The 19,414-nt window shown below is 69.6% G+C and carries 29 protein-coding genes; 17 read left to right on the top strand and 12 right to left on the bottom strand.

Going from position 1 to position 19,414, the window contains the following annotated elements; translation table 11 throughout:
• Nucleotides 1-79: 79 nt before the first annotated feature.
• Nucleotides 80-685 (top strand): TetR/AcrR family transcriptional regulator, encoded by a 606-nt coding sequence (locus ACZ1DY_RS30080; protein ID WP_192741162.1) that lies wholly within the window; start codon nt 80-82, stop codon nt 683-685.
• 197 nt (nt 686-882) lie between these two features.
• On the opposite strand, the gene ACZ1DY_RS30085 is transcribed toward ACZ1DY_RS30080, so the two are convergent.
• From ACZ1DY_RS30085 to hisF, 5 genes are all read right to left on the bottom strand, one after another.
• A complete protein-coding gene (locus tag ACZ1DY_RS30085) occupies nt 883-1,599 on the bottom strand; it encodes a hypothetical protein (RefSeq protein WP_465481673.1) in 717 nt (238 codons plus the stop codon).
• A 234-nt stretch (nt 1,600-1,833) separates the two neighbouring features.
• Nucleotides 1,834-2,196 carry a DUF1304 domain-containing protein gene (locus tag ACZ1DY_RS30090; RefSeq protein ID WP_126733710.1) on the bottom strand — a complete coding sequence of 121 codons (363 nt, stop codon included), beginning with the start codon at nt 2,194-2,196 and terminating at the stop codon, nt 1,834-1,836.
• Nucleotides 2,193-2,555 (bottom strand): phosphoribosyl-AMP cyclohydrolase, encoded by a 363-nt coding sequence (gene hisI / locus ACZ1DY_RS30095; RefSeq protein WP_126733711.1) that lies wholly within the window; start codon nt 2,553-2,555, stop codon nt 2,193-2,195. The genes ACZ1DY_RS30090 and hisI overlap by 4 nt, the downstream gene beginning before the upstream one ends.
• The gene (locus ACZ1DY_RS30100; RefSeq protein WP_126733712.1) at nt 2,545-2,934 is read right to left on the bottom strand and encodes a hypothetical protein; all 390 of its coding nucleotides are present in this window, start codon (nt 2,932-2,934) and stop codon (nt 2,545-2,547) included. The genes hisI and ACZ1DY_RS30100 overlap by 11 nt, the downstream gene beginning before the upstream one ends.
• Nucleotides 2,931-3,704, bottom strand: coding sequence for an imidazole glycerol phosphate synthase subunit HisF (gene hisF, locus ACZ1DY_RS30105; RefSeq protein ID WP_257485389.1), 774 nt, complete (start codon nt 3,702-3,704; stop codon nt 2,931-2,933). The genes ACZ1DY_RS30100 and hisF overlap by 4 nt, the downstream gene beginning before the upstream one ends.
• Nucleotides 3,705-3,743: 39 nt before the next feature.
• On the opposite strand from hisF, the gene ACZ1DY_RS30110 reads away from it, so the two are divergent.
• From ACZ1DY_RS30110 to ACZ1DY_RS30145, 8 genes are read left to right on the top strand one after another with little or no spacing between them, the layout of a single operon-like run.
• A complete protein-coding gene (locus ACZ1DY_RS30110; protein WP_257485388.1) occupies nt 3,744-4,388 on the top strand; it encodes a TetR/AcrR family transcriptional regulator in 645 nt (214 codons plus the stop codon).
• A 10-nt stretch (nt 4,389-4,398) separates the two neighbouring features.
• Nucleotides 4,399-4,905, top strand: coding sequence for a SigE family RNA polymerase sigma factor (locus tag ACZ1DY_RS30115; protein ID WP_126733713.1), 507 nt, complete (start codon nt 4,399-4,401; stop codon nt 4,903-4,905).
• Complete coding sequence (locus tag ACZ1DY_RS30120) at nt 4,902-5,900, top strand: hypothetical protein (RefSeq protein WP_465481674.1); 999 nt, start codon at nt 4,902-4,904, stop codon at nt 5,898-5,900. The genes ACZ1DY_RS30115 and ACZ1DY_RS30120 overlap by 4 nt, the downstream gene beginning before the upstream one ends.
• 28 nt (nt 5,901-5,928) lie before the next feature.
• Nucleotides 5,929-6,852, top strand: a complete 924-nt coding sequence (locus ACZ1DY_RS30125) for an NADP-dependent oxidoreductase (RefSeq protein WP_465481675.1) — start codon at nt 5,929-5,931, stop codon at nt 6,850-6,852.
• A complete protein-coding gene (locus ACZ1DY_RS30130) occupies nt 6,849-7,409 on the top strand; it encodes a putative glycolipid-binding domain-containing protein (RefSeq protein ID WP_465481676.1) in 561 nt (186 codons plus the stop codon). The genes ACZ1DY_RS30125 and ACZ1DY_RS30130 overlap by 4 nt, the downstream gene beginning before the upstream one ends.
• 49 nt (nt 7,410-7,458) lie before the next feature.
• The gene (locus ACZ1DY_RS30135; RefSeq protein ID WP_465481677.1) at nt 7,459-8,181 is read left to right on the top strand and encodes an ABC transporter ATP-binding protein; all 723 of its coding nucleotides are present in this window, start codon (nt 7,459-7,461) and stop codon (nt 8,179-8,181) included.
• Nucleotides 8,178-8,912 (top strand): ABC transporter permease, encoded by a 735-nt coding sequence (locus ACZ1DY_RS30140; protein ID WP_465481678.1) that lies wholly within the window; start codon nt 8,178-8,180, stop codon nt 8,910-8,912. The genes ACZ1DY_RS30135 and ACZ1DY_RS30140 overlap by 4 nt, the downstream gene beginning before the upstream one ends.
• A gap of 9 nt (nt 8,913-8,921) precedes the next feature.
• Entirely contained in the window at nt 8,922-9,308 is a 387-nt protein-coding gene (locus ACZ1DY_RS30145; protein ID WP_126733719.1) for a PPOX class F420-dependent oxidoreductase, read from the top strand.
• 161 nt (nt 9,309-9,469) lie between these two features.
• Here the strand turns inward: ACZ1DY_RS30145 and ACZ1DY_RS30150 are convergent, their stop codons facing one another.
• From ACZ1DY_RS30150 to hisH, 3 genes are all read right to left on the bottom strand, one after another.
• Entirely contained in the window at nt 9,470-9,817 is a 348-nt protein-coding gene (locus ACZ1DY_RS30150; RefSeq protein ID WP_257485382.1) for a DUF1330 domain-containing protein, read from the bottom strand.
• 79 nt (nt 9,818-9,896) lie between these two features.
• Nucleotides 9,897-10,634 carry a bifunctional 1-(5-phosphoribosyl)-5-((5-phosphoribosylamino)methylideneamino)imidazole-4-carboxamide isomerase/phosphoribosylanthranilate isomerase PriA gene (priA, locus tag ACZ1DY_RS30155; protein ID WP_007029948.1) on the bottom strand — a complete coding sequence of 246 codons (738 nt, stop codon included), beginning with the start codon at nt 10,632-10,634 and terminating at the stop codon, nt 9,897-9,899.
• A gap of 9 nt (nt 10,635-10,643) precedes the next feature.
• Nucleotides 10,644-11,267, bottom strand: coding sequence for an imidazole glycerol phosphate synthase subunit HisH (gene hisH / locus ACZ1DY_RS30160; RefSeq protein ID WP_465485727.1), 624 nt, complete (start codon nt 11,265-11,267; stop codon nt 10,644-10,646).
• Between the two features lie 135 nt (nt 11,268-11,402).
• Here hisH and ACZ1DY_RS30165 point away from each other — a divergent pair, with 135 nt between their 5' ends.
• From ACZ1DY_RS30165 to ACZ1DY_RS30190, 6 genes are all read left to right on the top strand, one after another.
• Nucleotides 11,403-11,582, top strand: coding sequence for a hypothetical protein (locus ACZ1DY_RS30165; protein ID WP_192741149.1), 180 nt, complete (start codon nt 11,403-11,405; stop codon nt 11,580-11,582).
• A gap of 72 nt (nt 11,583-11,654) precedes the next feature.
• On the top strand, nt 11,655-12,827 hold the full coding sequence (locus tag ACZ1DY_RS30170) for an acyl-CoA dehydrogenase family protein (RefSeq protein ID WP_465481679.1): 1,173 nt from the start codon (nt 11,655-11,657) through the stop codon (nt 12,825-12,827).
• A gap of 85 nt (nt 12,828-12,912) precedes the next feature.
• Complete coding sequence (locus tag ACZ1DY_RS30175) at nt 12,913-13,248, top strand: ArsR/SmtB family transcription factor (protein ID WP_465481680.1); 336 nt, start codon at nt 12,913-12,915, stop codon at nt 13,246-13,248.
• 11 nt (nt 13,249-13,259) lie between these two features.
• Nucleotides 13,260-13,760, top strand: coding sequence for an SRPBCC family protein (locus ACZ1DY_RS30180; RefSeq protein WP_465481681.1), 501 nt, complete (start codon nt 13,260-13,262; stop codon nt 13,758-13,760).
• A gap of 12 nt (nt 13,761-13,772) precedes the next feature.
• Entirely contained in the window at nt 13,773-14,573 is an 801-nt protein-coding gene (locus tag ACZ1DY_RS30185) for an alpha/beta fold hydrolase (protein ID WP_126733725.1), read from the top strand.
• Nucleotides 14,574-14,612: 39 nt separating this feature from the next.
• Nucleotides 14,613-15,281 (top strand): NIPSNAP family protein, encoded by a 669-nt coding sequence (locus ACZ1DY_RS30190; protein WP_465481682.1) that lies wholly within the window; start codon nt 14,613-14,615, stop codon nt 15,279-15,281.
• On the opposite strand, the gene ACZ1DY_RS30195 is transcribed toward ACZ1DY_RS30190, so the two are convergent.
• Genes ACZ1DY_RS30195 through ACZ1DY_RS30205 form a run of 3 tightly spaced genes read right to left on the bottom strand, consistent with a single transcriptional unit; the run spans nt 15,267 to nt 17,293 of the window.
• Complete coding sequence (locus ACZ1DY_RS30195; RefSeq protein ID WP_465481683.1) at nt 15,267-15,695, bottom strand: NUDIX hydrolase; 429 nt, start codon at nt 15,693-15,695, stop codon at nt 15,267-15,269. The genes ACZ1DY_RS30190 and ACZ1DY_RS30195 overlap by 15 nt on opposite strands.
• Nucleotides 15,696-15,705: 10 nt before the next feature.
• On the bottom strand, nt 15,706-16,596 hold the full coding sequence (locus ACZ1DY_RS30200) for a transketolase family protein (protein ID WP_457952520.1): 891 nt from the start codon (nt 16,594-16,596) through the stop codon (nt 15,706-15,708).
• Nucleotides 16,597-16,600: 4 nt separating this feature from the next.
• Entirely contained in the window at nt 16,601-17,293 is a 693-nt protein-coding gene (locus ACZ1DY_RS30205) for a transketolase (protein WP_465481684.1), read from the bottom strand.
• A 52-nt stretch (nt 17,294-17,345) separates the two neighbouring features.
• On the opposite strand from ACZ1DY_RS30205, the gene soxR reads away from it, so the two are divergent.
• Together soxR and ACZ1DY_RS30215 are read left to right on the top strand one after the other, a co-directional pair.
• Nucleotides 17,346-17,807, top strand: coding sequence for a redox-sensitive transcriptional activator SoxR (gene soxR, locus ACZ1DY_RS30210; RefSeq protein WP_016335982.1), 462 nt, complete (start codon nt 17,346-17,348; stop codon nt 17,805-17,807).
• 46 nt (nt 17,808-17,853) lie between these two features.
• Nucleotides 17,854-18,402, top strand: a complete 549-nt coding sequence (locus ACZ1DY_RS30215) for an RNA 2'-phosphotransferase (protein WP_465481685.1) — start codon at nt 17,854-17,856, stop codon at nt 18,400-18,402.
• Nucleotides 18,403-18,496: 94 nt separating this feature from the next.
• Here ACZ1DY_RS30215 and ACZ1DY_RS30220 read toward each other — a convergent pair whose 3' ends face one another.
• On the bottom strand, nt 18,497-19,369 hold the full coding sequence (locus ACZ1DY_RS30220; RefSeq protein ID WP_465481686.1) for a hypothetical protein: 873 nt from the start codon (nt 19,367-19,369) through the stop codon (nt 18,497-18,499).
• Nucleotides 19,370-19,414: the final 45 nt, after the last annotated feature.

Consider the following 19,414-nt stretch of genomic DNA (forward strand, 5'->3'; position numbering starts at 1 on the left):
CAACGCCCGGGCGGGCGGGGACGCGGGGATGAATTCAAAGAATGTTGAATTTCGTGCCGGGTCCGTTCATGATGACGCCATGGCTGTTGACGACACTACCGCGCGGCGCCGGGGACGGCGGCCCGGCGGACAGGACACCCGCACCGCGCTGATCGAAGCGGCGCGCGCGGTGTTCGGTGAGAGCGGCTTCGACGGCGCGACCGTCCGCACGATCGCGACCCGGGCAGGGGTCGACGCGGCGATGGTCAATCACTGGTTCGGCAGCAAGGAGGGGCTGTTCGCCCAAGCGATCCTGAAGCTCCCCTTCGACCCGCACGAACTGCTCGCGGAACTTCAGGACGGGCCCGACGAGGAGTTCGGCCGGCGGATCGTGCGCACCTTCCTCACCCGATGGGACGGCGCGGGCGGTGATGTGTTCCAGGCACTCGTCCGCAGCGTCGCCGGGCACGAACAGGCCGCGGCCGTACTGCGCGGGTTCTTCCAGAACTTCTTCACGAAGGTCATCGGCGGGCTTGGCTCGGACCGCGTCGAACTGCGGACCACGCTCTGCGCCTCCCAGCTCGTCGGGATGGGGCTGGTGCGGTACGTCGCGAAGTTCGAACCCATGGCGTCGAGCGAGATCGAGCCACTGGTGACCGCGATCGCGCCGACCGTGCAGCGCTACCTGACCGGGAACATCGACTGAGCGGCTCCGGCGTGTGCGCCCTCCGATCACGCGAGTTCCGCCTTCGATCACGTGAGTTCGCCGTCTGGACACGCGAATCGCGCCCAAGGCCTCCTTGCCTACCCTGACGGTAGCGAAGGAGGCCTTCACCACCCATCGAGCGGAGGGTGACGCCGCGCGTGAGGAGAAACGGAACTCACGGGCCGGGTGTCGTCCGATCAGGCCGTGTCCGGCTCGATCTCCTTGACGGGAACCGTGTAGAGCGTGTCCTTCGAGAACCGTCCGCGCGGGAAGATCACGATCATGTCCGTTCCCTCGCCGCCGATGAAGACAGGGACTTTCTCGAGTCCCTTGAAACGTGGAGCGATCCGCAGCGACCTGCGGGTCTGAAGCAGCTTGTAATCGCGCTCGAGATAGACGTCGATCCTGGGGTACAACCAGCCGGGCCGCACGGTCGCCGTGGCCTCGCGCAATCCGGTCTTCGCAGTGGAGCGATACCTCCTCCGCCAGAGATAGGCGGCGTACAGGCACGCCACGAAGCCTGGAAAAGCCGAGAAAGACAACGGAGTCAGCAAAATGTCGTCGGAGTCGCCGACGGCCTCCCCGTTCAATGCCAGGAGTTTCGCAGGGTTTCCCGGCGCGTAGACCACAGACACCTTGTCCCCGGCCTCGAGCCCATGAGCCGCTCTCATGCCGACCGCGATCGCGCGTGGATTCGAGCCACCGAAATAGGTGAGCGTGATCTTGTGACGTCCGGTTTTGGAGGACGGCTCGACCTTTTCCACCGTGCCCTCCACCCAGACGCCGGACCTCACCAGCTCCTCGGAATCCGGCTTGAGCAGGTCGAGACCGAACTGGCAAACGACGAAGAAGATCAGCCAGAGCACCGACAAAGCCAGCGCGCGCACCTTGAACTGCGACAGTTTCTCGATCAAGGGGATGGCCACGTCGTCGTGTACCGCCGACGTGTCAGGGCTTTCGGCTCCCGAATCGGGCCGAGGCCGCCCGGCGACCCGCGGACGCCGTCGCGGACGGTCTCGATCGTCCGATCTTCTCCCTGCTTTCATGCGCTGAGGTTAATCGAGGGAAATGCCTTTTCCGGCCATCGAGTCGCATCTCGCTCCAAGGCAACCGCGAGCGCTCAGCGAGCGTGCAAGTCAGCAGGCGCGTCAGCCCGCGAGCAGCACCGCGATCAGCGCCAGCGTGCCGGGGACCACCTGCACGAAGAAGATCTTCTTGCTCGCCGTCGCCGTCCCGTAGAGCCCGGCCACGATCACGCAGGCGAGGCCGAAGATCTTGAACTGCCAGGCGGTGCTGCCGGTCGCGATCAGGCCCCAGATCAGTGCGGCGGCGAGGAAACCGTTGTACAGCCCCTGATTCGCCGCGAGCGCGGAGCTCTCCTTCGCGAATTCCTCGGTGGTGCCGAAGGAGGCGCGGGCACGCGGTGTGGTCCACAGGAACATCTCGAGCACGACGATGTACAGGTGGATCAGGGCGACGATGCCGACCAGGACGTTGGCGACGACATTCACGGATTCTCGCTCTCGTCGGCCAGCAACAGCCGTTCGTCGGTGTCGAAGCAGGTGTGCGTGCCGGTGTGACAGGCCGGGCCGGTCTGGTCGACGCGCAGGAGGACGGTATCGCCGTCGCAGTCGATCCGCACCTCGCGCACGTGCTGGACATGGCCGGAGGTCTCGCCCTTGACCCACAGTTCCTTGCGGCTGCGCGAATAGTAGGTGCCGCGCCGCGTGGTGAGGGTGCGTTCGAGCGCCTCGTCGTTCATCCACGCCATCATCAGCACGTCCGATGTGGAGTGTTCGACGACGACGGCGGCGATCAGCCCGTCCGCGTTGCGCTTCAAGCGATCCGAGAGGGCGGGGTCAAGCGTCATTCGTGGCTCCGAGAAGGTGCCGTTTCACCGGCATCGAGTTGAGCAGGACCGCCGTGTAGATGTACCCGGCGAACAGCAGCCCGGAGACGATCTTCACCCAGAAGAGTTCCGCCGCCAGCAGGGAAAGCGCGTGCAGCAATCCGAAGAGGAAGCTGACGACGAAACCGGCGAACCGCGCCGAAGACATCTTCAGCACCAGCCCCGCCACGACCAGGCCGCCGAGGACCAGCGAGGTCCCCGGCAGCAGGAACGTCCTCGCGGTGGAGTACGGCGCGAACATGAGGATCACGGCCATCGCGATGTAGACGAGGGGAAGCCCGAGCAGCAGTGCGCAGACGACCTTGACCTCGGTGGAAGCCTTCCATTTGGCCAGGATCACCGGACCACGACTCCCCCGGCGCGCAGCGCGTTCTTGACCTCGCCGATCTTCAACTGCCCGAAGTGGAACACGCTGGCCGCGAGCACCGCGTCCGCCCCCGCCTCGACGGCGGGCAGGAAGTGCTCCAGCGCGCCGGCGCCGCCGCTGGCGATCACCGGGACCCGGACCGCCGCCCGCACCTGGGTCAGGAGTTCGAGGTCGAAGCCGTTCTTGGTGCCGTCGGCGTCCATCGAGTTGAGCAGGATCTCACCGACGCCGAGTTCCTCGCCGCGCGCGGCCCACTCGACGGCGTCGATCCCGGTGCCGCGGCGCCCGCCGTGCGTGGTCACCTCGAAACCGGACGGAGTCGGCTCGGTCCCCTCCGGGACCCGGCGCGCGTCCACCGACAGCACGACGCACTGCGCGCCGAACCGGCGGGACGCCTCGCGCAGGAACTCCGGCCGCGCGATGGCGGCGGTGTTGATGCTCACCTTGTCCGCGCCCGTGCGCAGCAACCGGTTGACGTCGTCGTTCGTCCGCACGCCGCCGCCGACGGTGAGCGGGATGAACACCTGCTCCGCGGTCCGGCGGACGACGTCGAAGGTGGTCTCACGGTCCCCGGAGGACGCCGTGACGTCGAGGAACGTGAGCTCGTCCGCGCCCTCGGCGTCGTACAGGCGGGCGAGCTCGACGGGGTCGCCGGCGTCGCGCAGGTCGGCGAAGTTGACGCCCTTCACCACACGGCCCGCGTCGACGTCGAGACACGGGATGACCCTGACTGCGACTGACATGGGGACAAGCGTAGTCAAGAGCCGTTCTAAGCTCGCGGGATGGCACAGGCGGGGCGGCGGCCGGGGCAGACCGAGACGCGGGAGGAGATCCTCGAAGCGGCTAGGCGCAGATTCGCCGAACAGGGTTACGACGGGGCGACCGTCCGCGCCATCGCGGCCGACGCCGGGGTCAACGCGGCGCTGCTGCACCATTTCTTCGGCACCAAGCAACGGCTCTTCGCCGCGTCGATGAACCTGCCGGTGGATCCGGGCGAGCTGGTCCCCCGGATCCTCGAAGGCCCCGAAGCGGAGATCGGCGAGCGCCTCGTCCGCGCGTTCCTCGGCCTCTGGCAGGCGCCGGACGGCCGCGCGCCGTTCCTGGCGATGATCCGGTCCGCGACCACCAACGAGCAGGTCGCGACCATGATGCGGCAGTTCCTGGAGCGGGCGGTGCTGGCGCGGGTCGCCGAAGCGCGCGGCGTGCCGAAGGTGCGGGTGGCCGGGATCGCCGCGCAGATGATCGGGTTCGCGCTGCTGCGCTACGTCATCGGGCTCCCGCCGCTGGTCAACGCCTCGGAGGAGGAGATCGTCGGGATGCTGGCCCCGGTCGCGCAGTACTACCTGACCCCCGGGACCGAAAAAGTTCGGCTCCCGATGCATCAGGACGGTGGTCTCGCGCGTCACTGGAGCGAGACCACCGGCTGAGGGGACACACGTGCCTGCGACCTTCGACGAGTTCGTCGCGGATCGCCTGGACGGCCTCCTGCGCTACGCGACCGTCCTGACCGACGACCCGTACCTGGCGCAGGACATCGTCCAGGAGGTGCTGCTGCGTGCCCAGGAACGCTGGCCGAAGATCGACCATCCGCCGACGTACGTCCGCCGGATGGTGACCAACGAGTACCTCTCGTGGCGGAGGCGCCTGGCGGTCCGCCGGGTGACGCCGTCGTCACCGGAAGCGCTCGACCTGATGAGCCCGCCGGTCTCCGATCACGCCATCGAGTACGGCGAACGCGACGCGATGCTGGACCGGCTCGCGAAGCTCCCGCGCAAACAACGCGCCGCGATCGTGCTCCGCTACTACGAGAACTACTCCGACGAGGAGATCGGCGCGGTACTCCGCTGCGCGACGTCGACCGTGCGCAGCCAGATCTCGCGCGCGCTCGCGACGCTGCGGGAAACCGAACCGTCCCCGTCCGTGCCCACGGGAGCCCGCAAATGACCCGACTGAGCGAAGAACACACCGAGGACCTGATCCGCGAGAGCCTCGAACACCTGGCGACGCGGGCCCCCGATGGTGCCGAGATCCGCGACGCGCTGAACCAACGGTCACGAAGCCGCCCGAAGATGGCCTTGGCGCTGGTCGCGGCGGCGGTCGCGATCATCGCGCTCGGCGTGCCGCTGGGCCTGCGGGCCTACACCACGGTCACGCCGGCTTCCCCGCGCGACGCGGACTGGTCGGTGCTGCCGTACAAACCGGGCTGGCTGCCCGACGGCTTCACGGAGATGAGCCGCTCCGCGAAGCCCTATCCCGCGCCTCAGACCAGGATGTGGAACGGCGGCGAGGCGGGCCAGATCCAGCTGACCACCACTCCGCTGGACGAACGGCGCGGGCCGTGGACCATCGCGCCCGCCCCGAACCAGATCATCGTGCACGGCCGGGTCGGCATGGTCTCGGAGGTCTACGGCGACGCGACGATGCTGACGTGGTCACCCGACGACGCGTACGTGCTGAACCTGACCCTGTACGGCGTGCGGGACGCGCGCGGCGTGGGTCAGCGGATCGCGGACGAGATGGTCAGGGACGGCCGCGCCCGGGTGTCGGGCGAGCTGCGCTTCGGCCGGTTGCCCGCCGATCTGGCGCTGTCCGCGGTGAACCTGCCCATGGCGGTCGGCGGCGGCCGGACCGAGCTCGAAGCCACCCGTGCCGGGCAGCCCACCGCTCCGGCGGTCGTCACGGCGAGGCTCGGCGGCGAACGGCCGGAAGCGGGCGACGCCGCGCCCGTGCCGCTCAAGATCCGGGGCCTCGACGGTTTCGCCCTCCCCGCGCGGAACGGGCGGCTCGAGCGGCTGGACGAAACGGTCGCCGTCCAGGTCGAAGGCGGACGCTGGCTCACCGTGTCGGGTAAGCGGGACCGGGCGACGCTGCTCGACATCGCCGAGGGCCTGCAGATCGTCCCCGGCGACTACAGCTGGTTCGGGAAACCGCCGGAATAGTGGCGGGCGGGCGGCGGTTGTCGACGGCATGACGGACACCTACCGCTCCATCGCGTTCACCGAGTACGGCGACTCCGGGGTCCTGCGCGTCCTCGAACGCGAGCTTCCCGTGCCGGGTCCCGGCCAGGTGAGGGTCGCCGTCCGGGCCGCGGGGGTGAACCCGATCGACTGGAAGATCCGTTCCGGCCTGATGGCGGAGGTGTATCCCGCGAAGTTCCCCGCCGTCCCCGGCGGTGACATCTCGGGCGTGATCGACGCGGTGGGCGAGGGGGTTTCCGAGTTCGCCGCCGGTGACGAGGTCTTGGGGTCCGGTATCGGTGGGTACGCGGAGTACGTCCTCGCGGATCCCGCGAAACTCGTCCGCAAGCCCGAGGCACTGTCCTGGGAGCTGGCCGCGGCGCTGCCGGCGGTCGTCAACACCGCCTATCGCGCACTCAACCTCCTGGATCTGCAGGAGGGCGAGACGCTGCTCATCGACGGCGCGGCGGGTGGCGTCGGCACCATCGCCGTCCAGCTCGCCGTCGCCCGCGGACTCACCGTCGTGGGCACCGCGAGCGAAGCGAACCACGATTACCTTCGCTCGCTGGGCGCCGTCCCGGTGCAGTACGGCGAAGGGCTCGCCGAGCGCGTACGCGGCCTCGCTCCCCAGGGCATCGACGCCTCCTTCGACGCCTCCGGACGCGGCTCGCTCGCCACCCTCGTCGAGCTGACCGGCGGCCCGAAGCGGGTCATCACCATCGCCGCTCCGGACGCGGCCGACCACGGCGTCCGCTTCACGTCGGGCTCCCCCGCCGAGCAGGTCCCCGGCTCGCTGGCCGAAGGTGCCGCGCTCGCCGCCGAAGGCAAGCTCGACCTGCCGATCGCCCGGGTGTACCCGCTCGACGAGGCGGCCGCGGCCCAGGACGAGAGCGAAGCGGGCCACGTCCGGGGCAAGCTCGTCCTGGTCCCGTGAACCTTCCCGCGACGGCGAGCTGGCTGCATCGGGACGCGAGGACCGGCGTCGAGGTCGCGTTCTTCGAGCAACACGAAGGCGGCTGGCGGATCAGCGGGGCCACGACGGCGGTCGAGGACGGCGAAACCTGGTTCGTCGAGTACGCGATCACCGTCGACGTCGCCTGGCATACGAGGTCGGCGGAGCTTTCCGGCCGGTCGGCGAGCGGGGCCCGGCACACGGTCCTCGAATCCGGCGGCGACGGCCGCTGGCGAGTGGACGGAGTCGCGGATCCGCGGCTCGACGGCTGTTTCGACGTGGATCTCGAGTCGTCGTCGATGACGAACACGCTGCCGGTGCACCGGCTCGGCCTGGCGCCGGGCGCCGCCGCCGAAGCGCCCGCCGTATACGTCCGGGCGGGCGACCTCGCCGTGGAGCGGCTCGAACAGCGCTACGAGCGGATCGGTGACCGCGATTTCGCCTACGCGGCACCGGTCTTCGACTTCTCCTGCGTACTGCGTTACGACCGGCACCTGCTGGTCCGCGACTACCCGGGCATCGCCATCCGGCTGTCCTGAAACCCGCACCCCTTGACTCGCGCTTCTCAACGGGCGCAGAATTAAACGCATGGCTAATTCAGCGATCTCCGTGACGGGACTGAGGGTCGTCCGCGGCGGTCGCGAGGTCGTCAAGGACATCGCGTTCCGGACGCCACGCGGCCTCATCACCGGTCTGCTCGGGCCGAGCGGCTGCGGCAAGACGACGCTGATGCGCTCGATCGTCGGCGTGCAGATCGTCGCCGCGGGCGAGGTCACCGTGCTCGGCCATCCCGCGGGCAGCCCGCCGCTGCGTCGGCTGATCGGCTACGCCACCCAGAACCCGGCCATCTACGCCGACCTCACCGTCACGGAAGCCTTGCGCTACTTCGCATCCGTCCTTCGCGCGCCAGTGTCCGATGTGGACAGGGTGATCGCCGAAGTCGGGCTGGCCGACCACGCGGACAACCTTGTCGGCTCGCTGTCGGGCGGCCAGCACAACCGCGCCAACCTCGCCGTCGCGCTGCTCGGGAAGCCCGAACTGCTCGTCCTCGACGAACCGACGGTCGGCCTCGATCCCGTGCTCCGCGACGAACTCTGGTCGCTGTTCCGCGGCCTCGCCGACGGCGGCGCGACGCTGCTCGTGTCCAGTCACGTCATGGACGAGGCCGCGCGCTGCGACCGGCTGCTGCTCATGCGCGAAGGCCGGATCCTCGCCGACGACACCCCGGCCGGGCTGCGCGAACGCACCGGCACGACCGATCTGGAGCAGGCGTTCCTGCGGCTCGTCCGGGAGACGGAGATGACCTCGTGAACCCCACGCTGACGCTCGCCACGGCCCGCCGCATCCTCCTTCAGCTGCGGCACGATCCGCGCACCGTCGCGATGCTGATCGTCGTCCCGTCACTGCTGATGGTGCTGCTGCGCTTCGTCTTCAACTCCGAAGCGGTGTTCAGCCGGGTCGCCCCGGCGCTGCTCGGTGTCTTCCCGTTCCTGATCATGTTCCTGATCACCTCGATCACCACGCTGCGCGAACGCACCACGGCGACCCTGGAACGGCTGATGACCCTGCCGATCGGCCGGATGGACCTGCTCTTCGGCTACGCGATCGCGTTCGGTTCGATCGCTGTCGTGCAGGTCGGCGTCGCCGCCGGGGTCTCGCTCGCCTGGCTCGGCCTCGACATCGCGGGCTCGATCGGGATGCTGCTGCTCATCGCCGTCCTCGACGCCCTCCTCGGGATGGCGCTGGGCCTGTTCGTGAGCGCGTTCGCGCGGACGGAGTTCCAGGCGGTGCAGTTCATGCCGCTGTTCGTGCTGCCGCAGATCCTGCTGTGCGGGCTGTTCGTCCCGCGCGGCGAAATGGGCTGGCTCCTGAACTGGCTTTCGAACGTGATGCCGCTTTCGTACGCGGTCGAAGCGCTCACCCGGGTCACCACCTCGGGCACCGTGGACGCGACCCTCATCCGGAACCTGCTCATCGTCGGGGCCTGCGCCCTGGCCGCGCTGGTGCTCGGCGCGGCGACGCTGCGTCGCCGGACGCCCTAGACTTTCCACATGGGATCGGAGTTCGAGCGGATCGCCGCCGAGAAGTACGTCGTCCTGACCACCTTCCGCAAGAACGGCACCCCGGTGCCGACGCCGGTCTGGGCGGCGGGTGACGGCGGCGAGCTGGTGCTCTGGTCCGAGCGGAAGGCCGGCAAGGTCAAGCGCATCCGCAACAGCGGCCGCGTCGAGGTCCAGGCCTGCGACTTCCGCGGCGCCAAGACCCATGGTGACGTCGTCGCGGGCGAGGCGCGGCTGCTGGACCTCGACGAGACCGAACGGGTGCGCAAGGTGATCGCGCGGAAGTACGGGATCACCGGGCGGGTCACGATGTTCTTCAGCAGGCTGCGTGGGCCGAAGGACCGGACGGTGGGGATCGCCGTCAAGCTGGCGGAGTGACCCGGGGGGGGGGGCAGATGCTCATGTCGCGAAAGCCACTTTCGGGACATCAGACGTCGCGAAAGTGGCTTTCGCGACGTGCCACCGGCTGCCGAACCGCCTGCCCCCACTGACGCTGCGAAAGTGGCTTTCGCGGCACCCCTCGGCCGGCACCGGCTCACTCAGGCCGCCTGCAGCGCCCGCAGCCCGGCCGCCAGCGCCGCCGAATCGTGGTCCGGCCCGCATCCCTCCACCAGAATCAGATCGCCGGGGATGTGGTCGGCCCGCAACGGCAGGATCTCCTGGTACGCGGGCGAGTCGTACCACTCCCGCGCGGCGTCCAGGCTCGGGAACTCGATGAGCACGAGCGCCCCCGGCCACTCCCCCTCGACGACGTGGACCCCGGCTCCGTGCACGAGGAACCTGCCGCCGAAGGGGTCGAGCGTGGCCTGGATCCGTTCCATGTACTCGAAGACCTCTTCGGCCAGCACGGCGGCGGGGCGAAGGTGGGCGAGTCCGTAGGCGGTCATGGTGTCCTCCAGGTTTCGTTGTCCTGGAAGGAATCCTGACCGAGCCGGCGCGTGGCGTCGATTACCCGGGAGGTAAAGCTCAGAACTCCGCGACGGCCGCGAGCGCCTCGGGCAGGGTGAACGCGCCGGCGTAGAGCGCCTTGCCGACGATGGAGCCTTCGACACCGTCGCGGGCCAGCGCGGCCAGCGCGCGGAGATCGTCCACACTGGACACACCACCGGAGGCGATGACCGGCGCGTCGGTGCGGGCGGCGACCTCGCGGAGCAGGTCGATGTTCGGCCCCTGGAGGGTGCCGTCCTTGCTCACGTCGGTGACGACGTAGCGCTGCGCGCCGTCGCGGTCGAGCCGGTCGAGGACCTCCCAGAGGTCACCGCCGTCCTGTGTCCAGCCGCGGGCGGACAGCCGGTGCCCGGCCTCGGTGATCCGCACGTCCAGCCCGATGGCGACGCGGTCGCCGTAGGAGGAGACGACCTTCGCGGTCCACTCCGGGTCCTCCAGCGCCGCGGTGCCGAGGTTGACGCGGCGGGCGCCGGTGGCCAGCGCGGCCTCCAGCGAGGCGTCGTCGCGGATGCCACCGGACAGCTCCACCTGGACGTCGAGCTTGGCCACGACGTCGGCGAGCAGCTCGCGGTTGGAACCCTTGCCGAACGCGGCGTCGAGGTCCACCAGATGGATCCACTCCGCCCCGTCGCGCTGCCAGGCGAGCGCCGCCTCCAGCGGGCTGCCATAGGAGGTCTCGGTGCCGGCCTCGCCCTGGACGAGTCGCACGGCCTGGCCATCGGCCACATCAACGGCGGGAAGGAGCGTGAAAGTCACGCGCCCACTCTAAGACAGGGTGTTCAGCCAGTTGCGCAGCAGGTGCGCCCCGGCGTCCCCGGACTTCTCGGGGTGGAACTGGGTCGCCCAGAGCGGCCCGTTCTCGACGGCGGCGACGAAGTCCTGGCCGTGGTTGGCCCAGGTCACCTTGGGCTGCTGCCCGGCGAGGCCGGAGTCCAGCTCCCAGGTCCGCGCGGCGTAGGAGTGCACGAAGTAGAACCGCGTGTCCGCGTCGAGCCCGGCGAACAACTGCGAATCCTCCGGGGCGCGGACGGTGTTCCAGCCCATGTGGGGCAGGACGTCGGCCTCCAGCCGGTCGACCGTGCCCGGCCACTCCCCGGCGCCCTCGGCCTCCACGCCGTGCTCGACCCCGCGTTCGAACAGGATCTGCATGCCGACACAGATGCCCAGCACGGGACGGCCGCCGGCGAGACGCTTGCCGATGATCTTCTCCCCCGACACCGAACGCAGCCCCTCCATGCAGGCGGAGAAGGCGCCGACACCGGGGACGACCAGGCCGTCGGCCTCGAGCGCGCCATGGGGGTCGGCGGTGACCTCGACGTCGGCGCCGGCGCGCTGGACGGCGCGTTCGGCGGAGCGGAGGTTGCCGGACCCGTAGTCCAGGATCACCACGCGAGGAGTAGCCACGCTCTCCAGGCTAGCGGACCGGATTTTCCCCGGATTCCCCGTTTCGACCTTCACTCTTCTGGGTAATAGCGACTCCGAGTGAAAGGCCGGCGCAGGACCGCCTGCACTTTTGGAGGAACGATGCAGGACGCCGACGAACTGACCCGCCTGCTCAGCGCCTGGCGGGACGACATCGAGAGCGTGCCTTTCCCTACCTTCGCGGAGCTGCTGATCCCGGCGCAGAAGCGGCGCTCCGCCCCCGCCCGGACGGCCACGGCATCGGTTCAGGTGACGAAGACCACCGGATGGCGGAATCACTGACACCCGACTCCGGTCGCGTGTGTGGTTTTCTTCATAAGAAGACGACCCACCGAGCCGACCAGGAGTGACCGCATGAGCAGCAGCCCGGATCCGCGCGACTTCCTCGATCTCGACGCCGAGCTCACCGCCGAGGACCGGGCCATGCGGGACGCCGTGCGCTCCTACGCCCAGGACCAGCTCCTGCCGAACGTGGCCGAGTGGTACGAGACGGGCGCGCTGCCCGCCACCGAGCTCGCCAAGGGATTCGGGCAGCTCGGGCTGCTCGGCATGCACCTGGAGGGTTACGGCTGCGCCGGGACCAGCGCCGTCGCCTACGGCATCGCCTGCCGGGAACTGGAGGCCGTCGACTCCGGGTTGCGCAGCTTCGTCTCGGTGCAGGGTTCGCTGGCGATGTACGCGATCCACAAATGGGGCACCGAGGAGCAGAAGCAGGAGTGGCTGCCCCGGATGGCCGCCGGTGAGGCGCTCGGCTGCTTCGGCCTGACCGAGCCCGACGCCGGCAGCGACCCCGGCAGCATGCGGACCCGCGCGGTGCGCGACGGCTCGGACTGGGTGCTGAGCGGCACGAAGATGTGGATCACCAACGGGACCGTCGCCGACGTCGCGGTCGTCTGGGCGCAGACCGACGAAGGCGTGCGCGGTTTCGTAGTCCCCACGAACACGCCGGGTTTCACCGCGAACGAGGTCAAGCACAAGCTGTCGCTGCGAGCCTCGCTGACCGCGGAACTCGTGCTCGACGGCGTCCGCCTGCCGGATTCGGCGGCGTTCCCCGAGGTCAGGGGCCTGCGCGGACCGCTGTCCTGCCTGAACGAGGCGCGCTACGGGATCCTGTTCGGCGTCGTCGGCGCCGCTCGCTCCTGCTACGAATCCGCGCTGGAGTACACGCTGAGCCGGGAACAGTTCGGCAAACCGCTGGCCGGATTCCAGCTCACCCAGCGCAAACTCGCCGATCTCGTCGTCGAGGTCAACCGCGCCGGGCTGGTCGCGCTGCGGATCGGACGGCTCAAGGACGCCGGGACGCTGCACCACAACCACGTCAGCTTCGGCAAGCTCGCCAACGTCCGCTCCGCGCTGGAGGTCGCGAGGACCGCGCGCGCCATGCTCGGCGCCAACGGGATCTCGCTGGAGTACCCGGTGATGCGGCATATGTCGAACCTGGAAACCGTGCTGACCTACGAAGGCACCGAAGAGATGCACGCGCTCTCGCTCGGGCAGTCGGTCACCGGGCTCGCCGCCTTCCGCTGAGTTTTCCGGAACGCCGATCGAGGGACGACGCCTGCCGTCGTATATCTGCTTGTGTGTATATATAGGCTCGTGTATGTTGGCTGTCATGACCGCTACCGTGCAGCAGCGGCTGGCGGCGATCTCTGAGCCGAACCGGTTCCGGATCGTCGAGCTGCTCAGAGAGGGACCGCAGCCGGTCGGCGCCATCGTCGACGCGCTCGGCCTCGGTCAGCCGCAGGTGTCCCGGCACCTGAGGCTGCTCGCGGAGGCAGGCGTGGTCGAGGCGACCAAGCGGGCACAGCAGCGGATCTACCGGTTGCACCCCGAAACGATGCAGCTGATCAGCGACTGGGTGCGAGGTTTCGCGACGCTGTGGGCCGGACGGATGGATCGTCTCGGCTCACTTCTCGACGACGACCGCCCGTTCGAACCGAACCCGTGAGGAGGCCGGCCGTGCCCGACGGCATCGAGATCGACAGGGCGAACAACACCGTCCACATCAGCCGCACCTACGCCGCGGGCGTCGACCGTGCGTGGTGGGCGTGGACCGACGCCGAGGCGATCCGGCGATGGTGGGGCCCGCACGGCTGGGCGGCCACCGTCTACGAGATGGACGTGCGGCCCGGCGGCCGCTGGCGGTTCCAGATCGCGCCGGAGGACGGCTCGGCGGCCGCGGTACGCAGCGTCGCCACCTACACCGTGGTCGAGCCGTGTGCCGAACTGGCCTACGAGGACGCGTTCGCCGACGAGGCGTGGCGGCCCGACGGCACCGGCACCTTCCCCACCAAGGTCACCTTCGCCGCCGCGGGCATCGGCTGCACCGTCGAGGTCAGCGCGGCCTTCTCCGACGGCGCGGCGCTGCGGCGCGCTGTCGAACAGCACATGGCGGACGGCTACGCCGAGGCGCTCGAACGCCTCGGCGGCGTACTGGACACCCCGAACGACTTCACCTGAGGAGAACCGACCATGGACACCATCACCTCGGCCGACGGCACCACGATCGCCTACGAGAAGACCGGCTCCGGTCCCGCGATCATCGTGGTCAGCAACGTCGCGGAGGACCACACCTCCGTCGAAGGCCTGGTCACGGCGCTGGCCAAGGACTTCACCGTGCTCACCTTCGATCGCCGTGGCCGTGGCGCCAGCGGCGACCCGCAGCCCTACGATCCGGCGCGCGAGATCGAGGACATCTCGGCGCTGATCGACGTCCTCGGTGGCTCCGCGGCCTTGACCGCCGGATCCGGCGGCTGCGGGATCGTCCTGGACGCGGCCAGCGCGCTGGGCGAGAAGGTCAGCGGCCTCTACCTGTACGAGCCCCCCTTCATCGTCGACGGCTCCCGGCCGCCGGTTCCCGCCGATTCCGTCGAGCACATGGAAGCGCTCGTCGCGGCGGGCAAGCGCAGCGAGGCGGGCGAGTACTTCATGCGCGAGGTGGTCGGCGTCCCCGCCGAATACCTCCCGATGATCACGCAGGACCCGTCCTGGGAGAAGACGACGGCGTACGCCCACACCTACGCCTACGACGGCCGGATCTGGCGCGGCCTCCAGGACGGCACGCCGTTGCCCACCGACCGCTGGAGCATCGACGCGCCGATCGCCGTCGCCGTCGGCGGCAACGGTGAGGCGTTCATGCGCACCGGCGCCGAGGCACTGGCCGCGATCCTGCCGAACGTCACCGTGCTGACCCTGGAAGACCACGACCACAGCGCTTTCTGGATGGCACCCGAGCCCGTCGCCGGGCAGATCCGCGACTTCCTGCTCGGCTGAGCGCCGGAAACTGTCGGTGCGGGCCTCTAGGGTCCGCGCATGACCGATTCCCCCGAGTTCCAGTCCGTCGTCGAGCTGCGCCGGTACACGCTGCACACCGGCCGCCGGGACGAGCTGATCGAGCTCTTCGAGCGCGAGTTCGTGGAGAGCCAGGAAGCCTGCGGCATGCGCTTGTTCGGCCTCTTCCGCGAGCCGGCCGAGCCGGACAGGTTCGTGTGGCTGCGCGGTTTCCGGGACATGGAGTCCAGGCGGGCCGCACTCGAATCGTTCTACTACGGGCCCGTGTGGCGAGCGCACGGGCCCGCGGCGAACGAGACGATGATCGACGCCTCCGACGTCCTCCTGCTGCGCCCGTCCGGGCCGGGGTTCCCCGCTCCCGGCGGCGCCGGGGATTCCCGGGTGCTGGTGACGGTGTGCCATCCGATCGGTCCCGTCAAGGAGTTCTCCGAGCACTTCGCGGAGAACGTGGCGCCCGCCCTGCGGGAATCCGGCGTGGAGACGTTCGGCCACTTCGAAACCGAGCCCGCGGAGAACACCTTCCCCCGGCTGCCCGTGCGGGAGGACGAGCGGGTGTTCGTCTGGTTCGCGAAGGCCGCGGACGAACACCGCGAACTCCTCGCCCGGGCGGGCGCCGAACTCGCGAGCCGCCTCGAACGTCCTTGGGAACAGCGGGAACTGACGCCGACCGCGCGGTCAGCGCTGCGCTGAAAGGAGGTCCGCGAGTCCGTCCGGGTACAGGATCGCCTTGCCGCTGGCCACGTCGGCCATCGGCAGCCAGTGCACACGCGCGCCTTCGTCGAGCACCACGCCGACCTCGTCGCGCTCGTAGAACGTCTTGTCCGTCAGGTCCGCGGTGAACAGGAACACGATCTCGTGCCCCGGCCTGCCTTCGTAGGTGTACACGTTCTCCAGTACGGCGATCTGCTCGACCGAGGTCAGCTCCGCCGCGAGTTCCTCCTGGAATTCGCGGTGCAGCGCCTCGGCGGCGGTCTCCCCGAACTCGATCCCGCCGCCGAGCGGGCGATGGTAGGTCACCCCTTTGGTGTGATCGCGGCCTTCGAACACGAGAAGGTCTTCACCACGCCGGATGACCCCGAGCGCGAGCGGGCGGATCTTCGTCATCCTGGTGACGCTAGCGGAGGAATTCCTTGACGGACAAGGCGATCGAGCCGGCGTCGAGGCCGTGCGCGAGGTCGTGGTCGGCCATTTCGCCGTAGATCCGTACTTCCGCGTCGCGCCGGACGCCGAGGGAGAGCAGCCGGTGCGGCGTTTCGGACAACGCGCCCGTCACCGCGTGCGCCGACGTCCCCGCGAGGTACGGCTCGATCAGCACGACGTCGGTGGTCCCGGCGGCGTCGACGGCCGCGCGCAGCCCGGCGGCGTCGAACGGCCGGACGGTCGAGGTGTAGAGCACGGTCACGTCGAGGTCGGCGGTCGCCTCCAGCGTCCGGTCGAGCATCGGCCCGACGGCCACCACGACCCCTCGCCCACCTTCGCGTAGCGTCTGCAGGCCCGCGCCCAGATGGGCTTTCGCGTTCTCCTGCGCGGAAAGCCGGAGGTAGACGCGCCCGTCGCCCGGGATGGACTCGAGCAGCAGCCGCCGTGCCTCTTCGGGATGCCCCGGCACGTGCACGGTCCAGCCCGGCAGCGTGTCGATGAGGGCGACGTCGCCGGGCGCCTGGTGGGTCCGCCCGGCGGTCGGCATGTCGTAGGACGCGCCCGAGGACACCAGCACGGCCCCGACGTCCTGGTGCCCGAGGTCGAGTTTGACCTGCTCGAAAGCCCGCTCCACGAGGAAAGACGAGAAGGTGTGGACGATCGGGCGCATCCCGGCCAGCGCGAGGCCGCCCGCGGTGCTCATCATCAGTTGTTCGCGGATGCCGACGTTCAGCACCCGGTCGGGATGTTTCCGCGCGGCGAAGGCGAGTTGTGCCGCGGAGATGTCGGCGAGCACGACGGCGACGTTCGGGTCGGTGTCGAGCGCGTCGGCGGCGGCTTCGAGGAACGTTTCACGCATGTTCACGGGTTCAGCCCTTTCGCTCGACGGTCGCGACCACGGCGAGCGGCCGGTCCGGATGCGGTGTGGTGAAGGCTTCGTGGAGCGCGTCGTGATCGCGGCCGTCGACGGTGCGGGTCGTCCAGCCTTCGACCTCGAACCGGCGCGCGATCCCGCCGGGCCAGCCGTGGGTGGCCGAGGAGTTGTCGATGACGACCGCGGTCAGCTGCGGCATGCCGATCCGGCCGGCGACCGCGATGGCCTCCTGGTTGGAGCCTTCGTCGAGCTCCGCGTCGCCGAGGAGGGTGACGACCTTGGCCTCACGGAATCCCTTGGCGCGCAGGCCGAACACGGTACCGATGGCCAGCGGGAGACCGTGCCCGAGCGAACCGCTGGAGATCTCGGCCACGGGCAGCCTCGCCCGGTCGGGATGGTGACCGAGCCGGGACTCGGCCGAGGTCCAGTCGGCGAGTTCCTCCTCGTGGATGAAGCCCTTCTTCGCCAGCACCGCGTAGTAGGCCATCGGGCCGTGGCCCTTCGACAGCAGGAAACGGTCGCGGCCCGGGGCACGGACGTTCTCCGGGGTGATGTCGAGCACACGGTCGTAGAGCACCCACAGGACGTCCACTGTGGACTCCGCGGCGGCCTGATGCTTCTCGTCGCCGGTCATCAACGAGATCAGCCTCGGCAGATCCTCGTAGCCGGTCTTGGTGTCGGTGGTCATGAACCGAGGTTGCAACCTCGACTTAGGTCGAAGTCAAGGCTAGCCTGGCGACGTGACGAGACTGGCTGAACACCTGAGCATCGGGCAGGTCGCCGACCGCAGCGGCGTGCCCCACACGGCTTTGCGTTTCTACGAGGACAAGGGTCTGATCAGTTCCGAGCGTTCGGCGGGCAATCAGCGCCGGTACTCGCGTTCGGTACTGCGCCGGATCGCCTTCATCCGCGCCGCGCAACGGGTCGGGCTCAGCCTGGACGACATCAGCTCGGCACTGGAGACCCTGCCCAAGGACCACGCCCCCACCAAGGCCGACTGGGCCCGGCTGTCCCGGGGCTGGCAGGACGAGCTCGACGCGCGGATCGACGCGTTGCAGCGCCTGCGCGACAGGCTGACCGGATGTGTCGGCTGCGGTTGCCTCTCCCTGCGCAGCTGCGGGCTCTACAACGCCGACGACCAGATGTCCCGCTTCGGCCCCGGCGCCGGGAAACTGCGCCCGGCTTCCGAGGGCGGCATCTGAATTCCGTTGCCACGCGGGTGCCGGACGTGCGTCACTGTGACTCGAAATGGACAAGAAACACCTCATCCGGGTCTCGAAACGACTCTCCCGGCATCTGCGCCACGCACCCGGCGATATCGGCGTCACCCTCACCCCTGACGGCTGGGTCGACGTCGACACACTCCTGGCGGCCTTGCGCCGCAACGGTTTGCCGCTCACCCGCGCCGAACTCGACGAAGTGGTCGAGGGCAACGACAAGCGGCGCTTCGCCTTCGACGAGTCCGGCCTGCGGATCCGCGCCAGCCAGGGCCACAGCGTCGACGTCGACCTCGCCCTGCCCGCCGCGATCCCGCCGGACGTGCTCTACCACGGCACGGTCTCCCGGTTCCTCGGCGCGATCCTGCACGAAGGGCTCCGGCCGATGAAGCGGCACGCCGTCCACCTTTCGGCGACCGTGGACACCGCGCGGACGGTCGGGGCGCGGCGCGGCGTCCCGGTGCTGCTCGCCGTGGACGCCAGGGAGATGACCGCCGCCGGGCACGAATTCCAGGTGAGCGCGAACGGCGTCTGGCTCACCGCCGCCGTTCCGCCGGAATTCCTGCGCCGTCTCCCCTAGGCCGTGTCCGGTAAGTCTGTTCGATGGGCTTCGTGATCCAGGTGGTTCCTGACGATGCGGGCGGGTCGGCCTCGTACCGGGTCGTACTCGCGGCCTAGACCAGGCCGTTGGCCCGCAGGAGCCCCAGCGTGCCCACGGTGAACATCCCGTTCCACTCCAGCGCGGCGGCCGGCGAATAGCTCGTGTAGTCGACGCGCCAGCCGCCGTCGTCGTGCTGCCCGCCCGCCACCCGGCGTAGATCCGCTTCGATGACCTCGGGCCGGAAGAGCTTCCGTGCCGGGCCGCCGGGTTCCGGCGCGAAGTCGAGCGGGCGCATGGCCTCGCCCTCGATCCCGCCGCCGACGGCGACCACGCCGTCGTCCGGGACGAACCGGCCGAGCTTCTCGACCAGACGCGTGTCGCCCAGGGCGTCCACCAGCTTCATCGCGAAGGCGAGCACGAGCGCGTGCGGTGCCTCGTCGAGCTTCTCGATCTCCTCCAGGCAGTAACCCGTGGCCTTCGCCAGCCAGGGATGCGCGGCGACCGCGGGGTCGTGCGCCGCGACGCGGTGCGCGGTCACCGCGACGATCGCGGTGATCTGCAGCGAGGAGACCGCCGGATCCGCGCTCGCCCAGAACGGCGCGCTGCCGACGGGATCCGGCATCGGCAGCGCGAACGGGATCCCGCCGTCGGGCAGGGAGATCGAGGCGAGCCAGTCGCAGAGTTCGGCCGCACGCGGACTTGTCGACTTGCCGACGTCGGCGAAGACCTCGAAGGCGTGCAGCGCACCGGCGGGCTGGCTTGTCGCCGAGCGGCAGTCGGGTTCGAGCCCGTGGCCGTAGCCCCCGTCGGGATTGCGGTACGCCTCCAGCGCGGCGAGCGCCGCCGCCGGATCACCGTCGCGGAAGAGGACGTCGAAGCGCCGCCTGTCGAGCAGCCGGGCCTGGGTGGCCATGAACGTGGCCGCCGCGTTCAGATCGATGTTCATGCCGACAGGGTCGCGCGGATCGCGGCACCTGTCTTGAACACATCG

The organism is Amycolatopsis sp. PSD-21 (assembly GCF_055561455.1).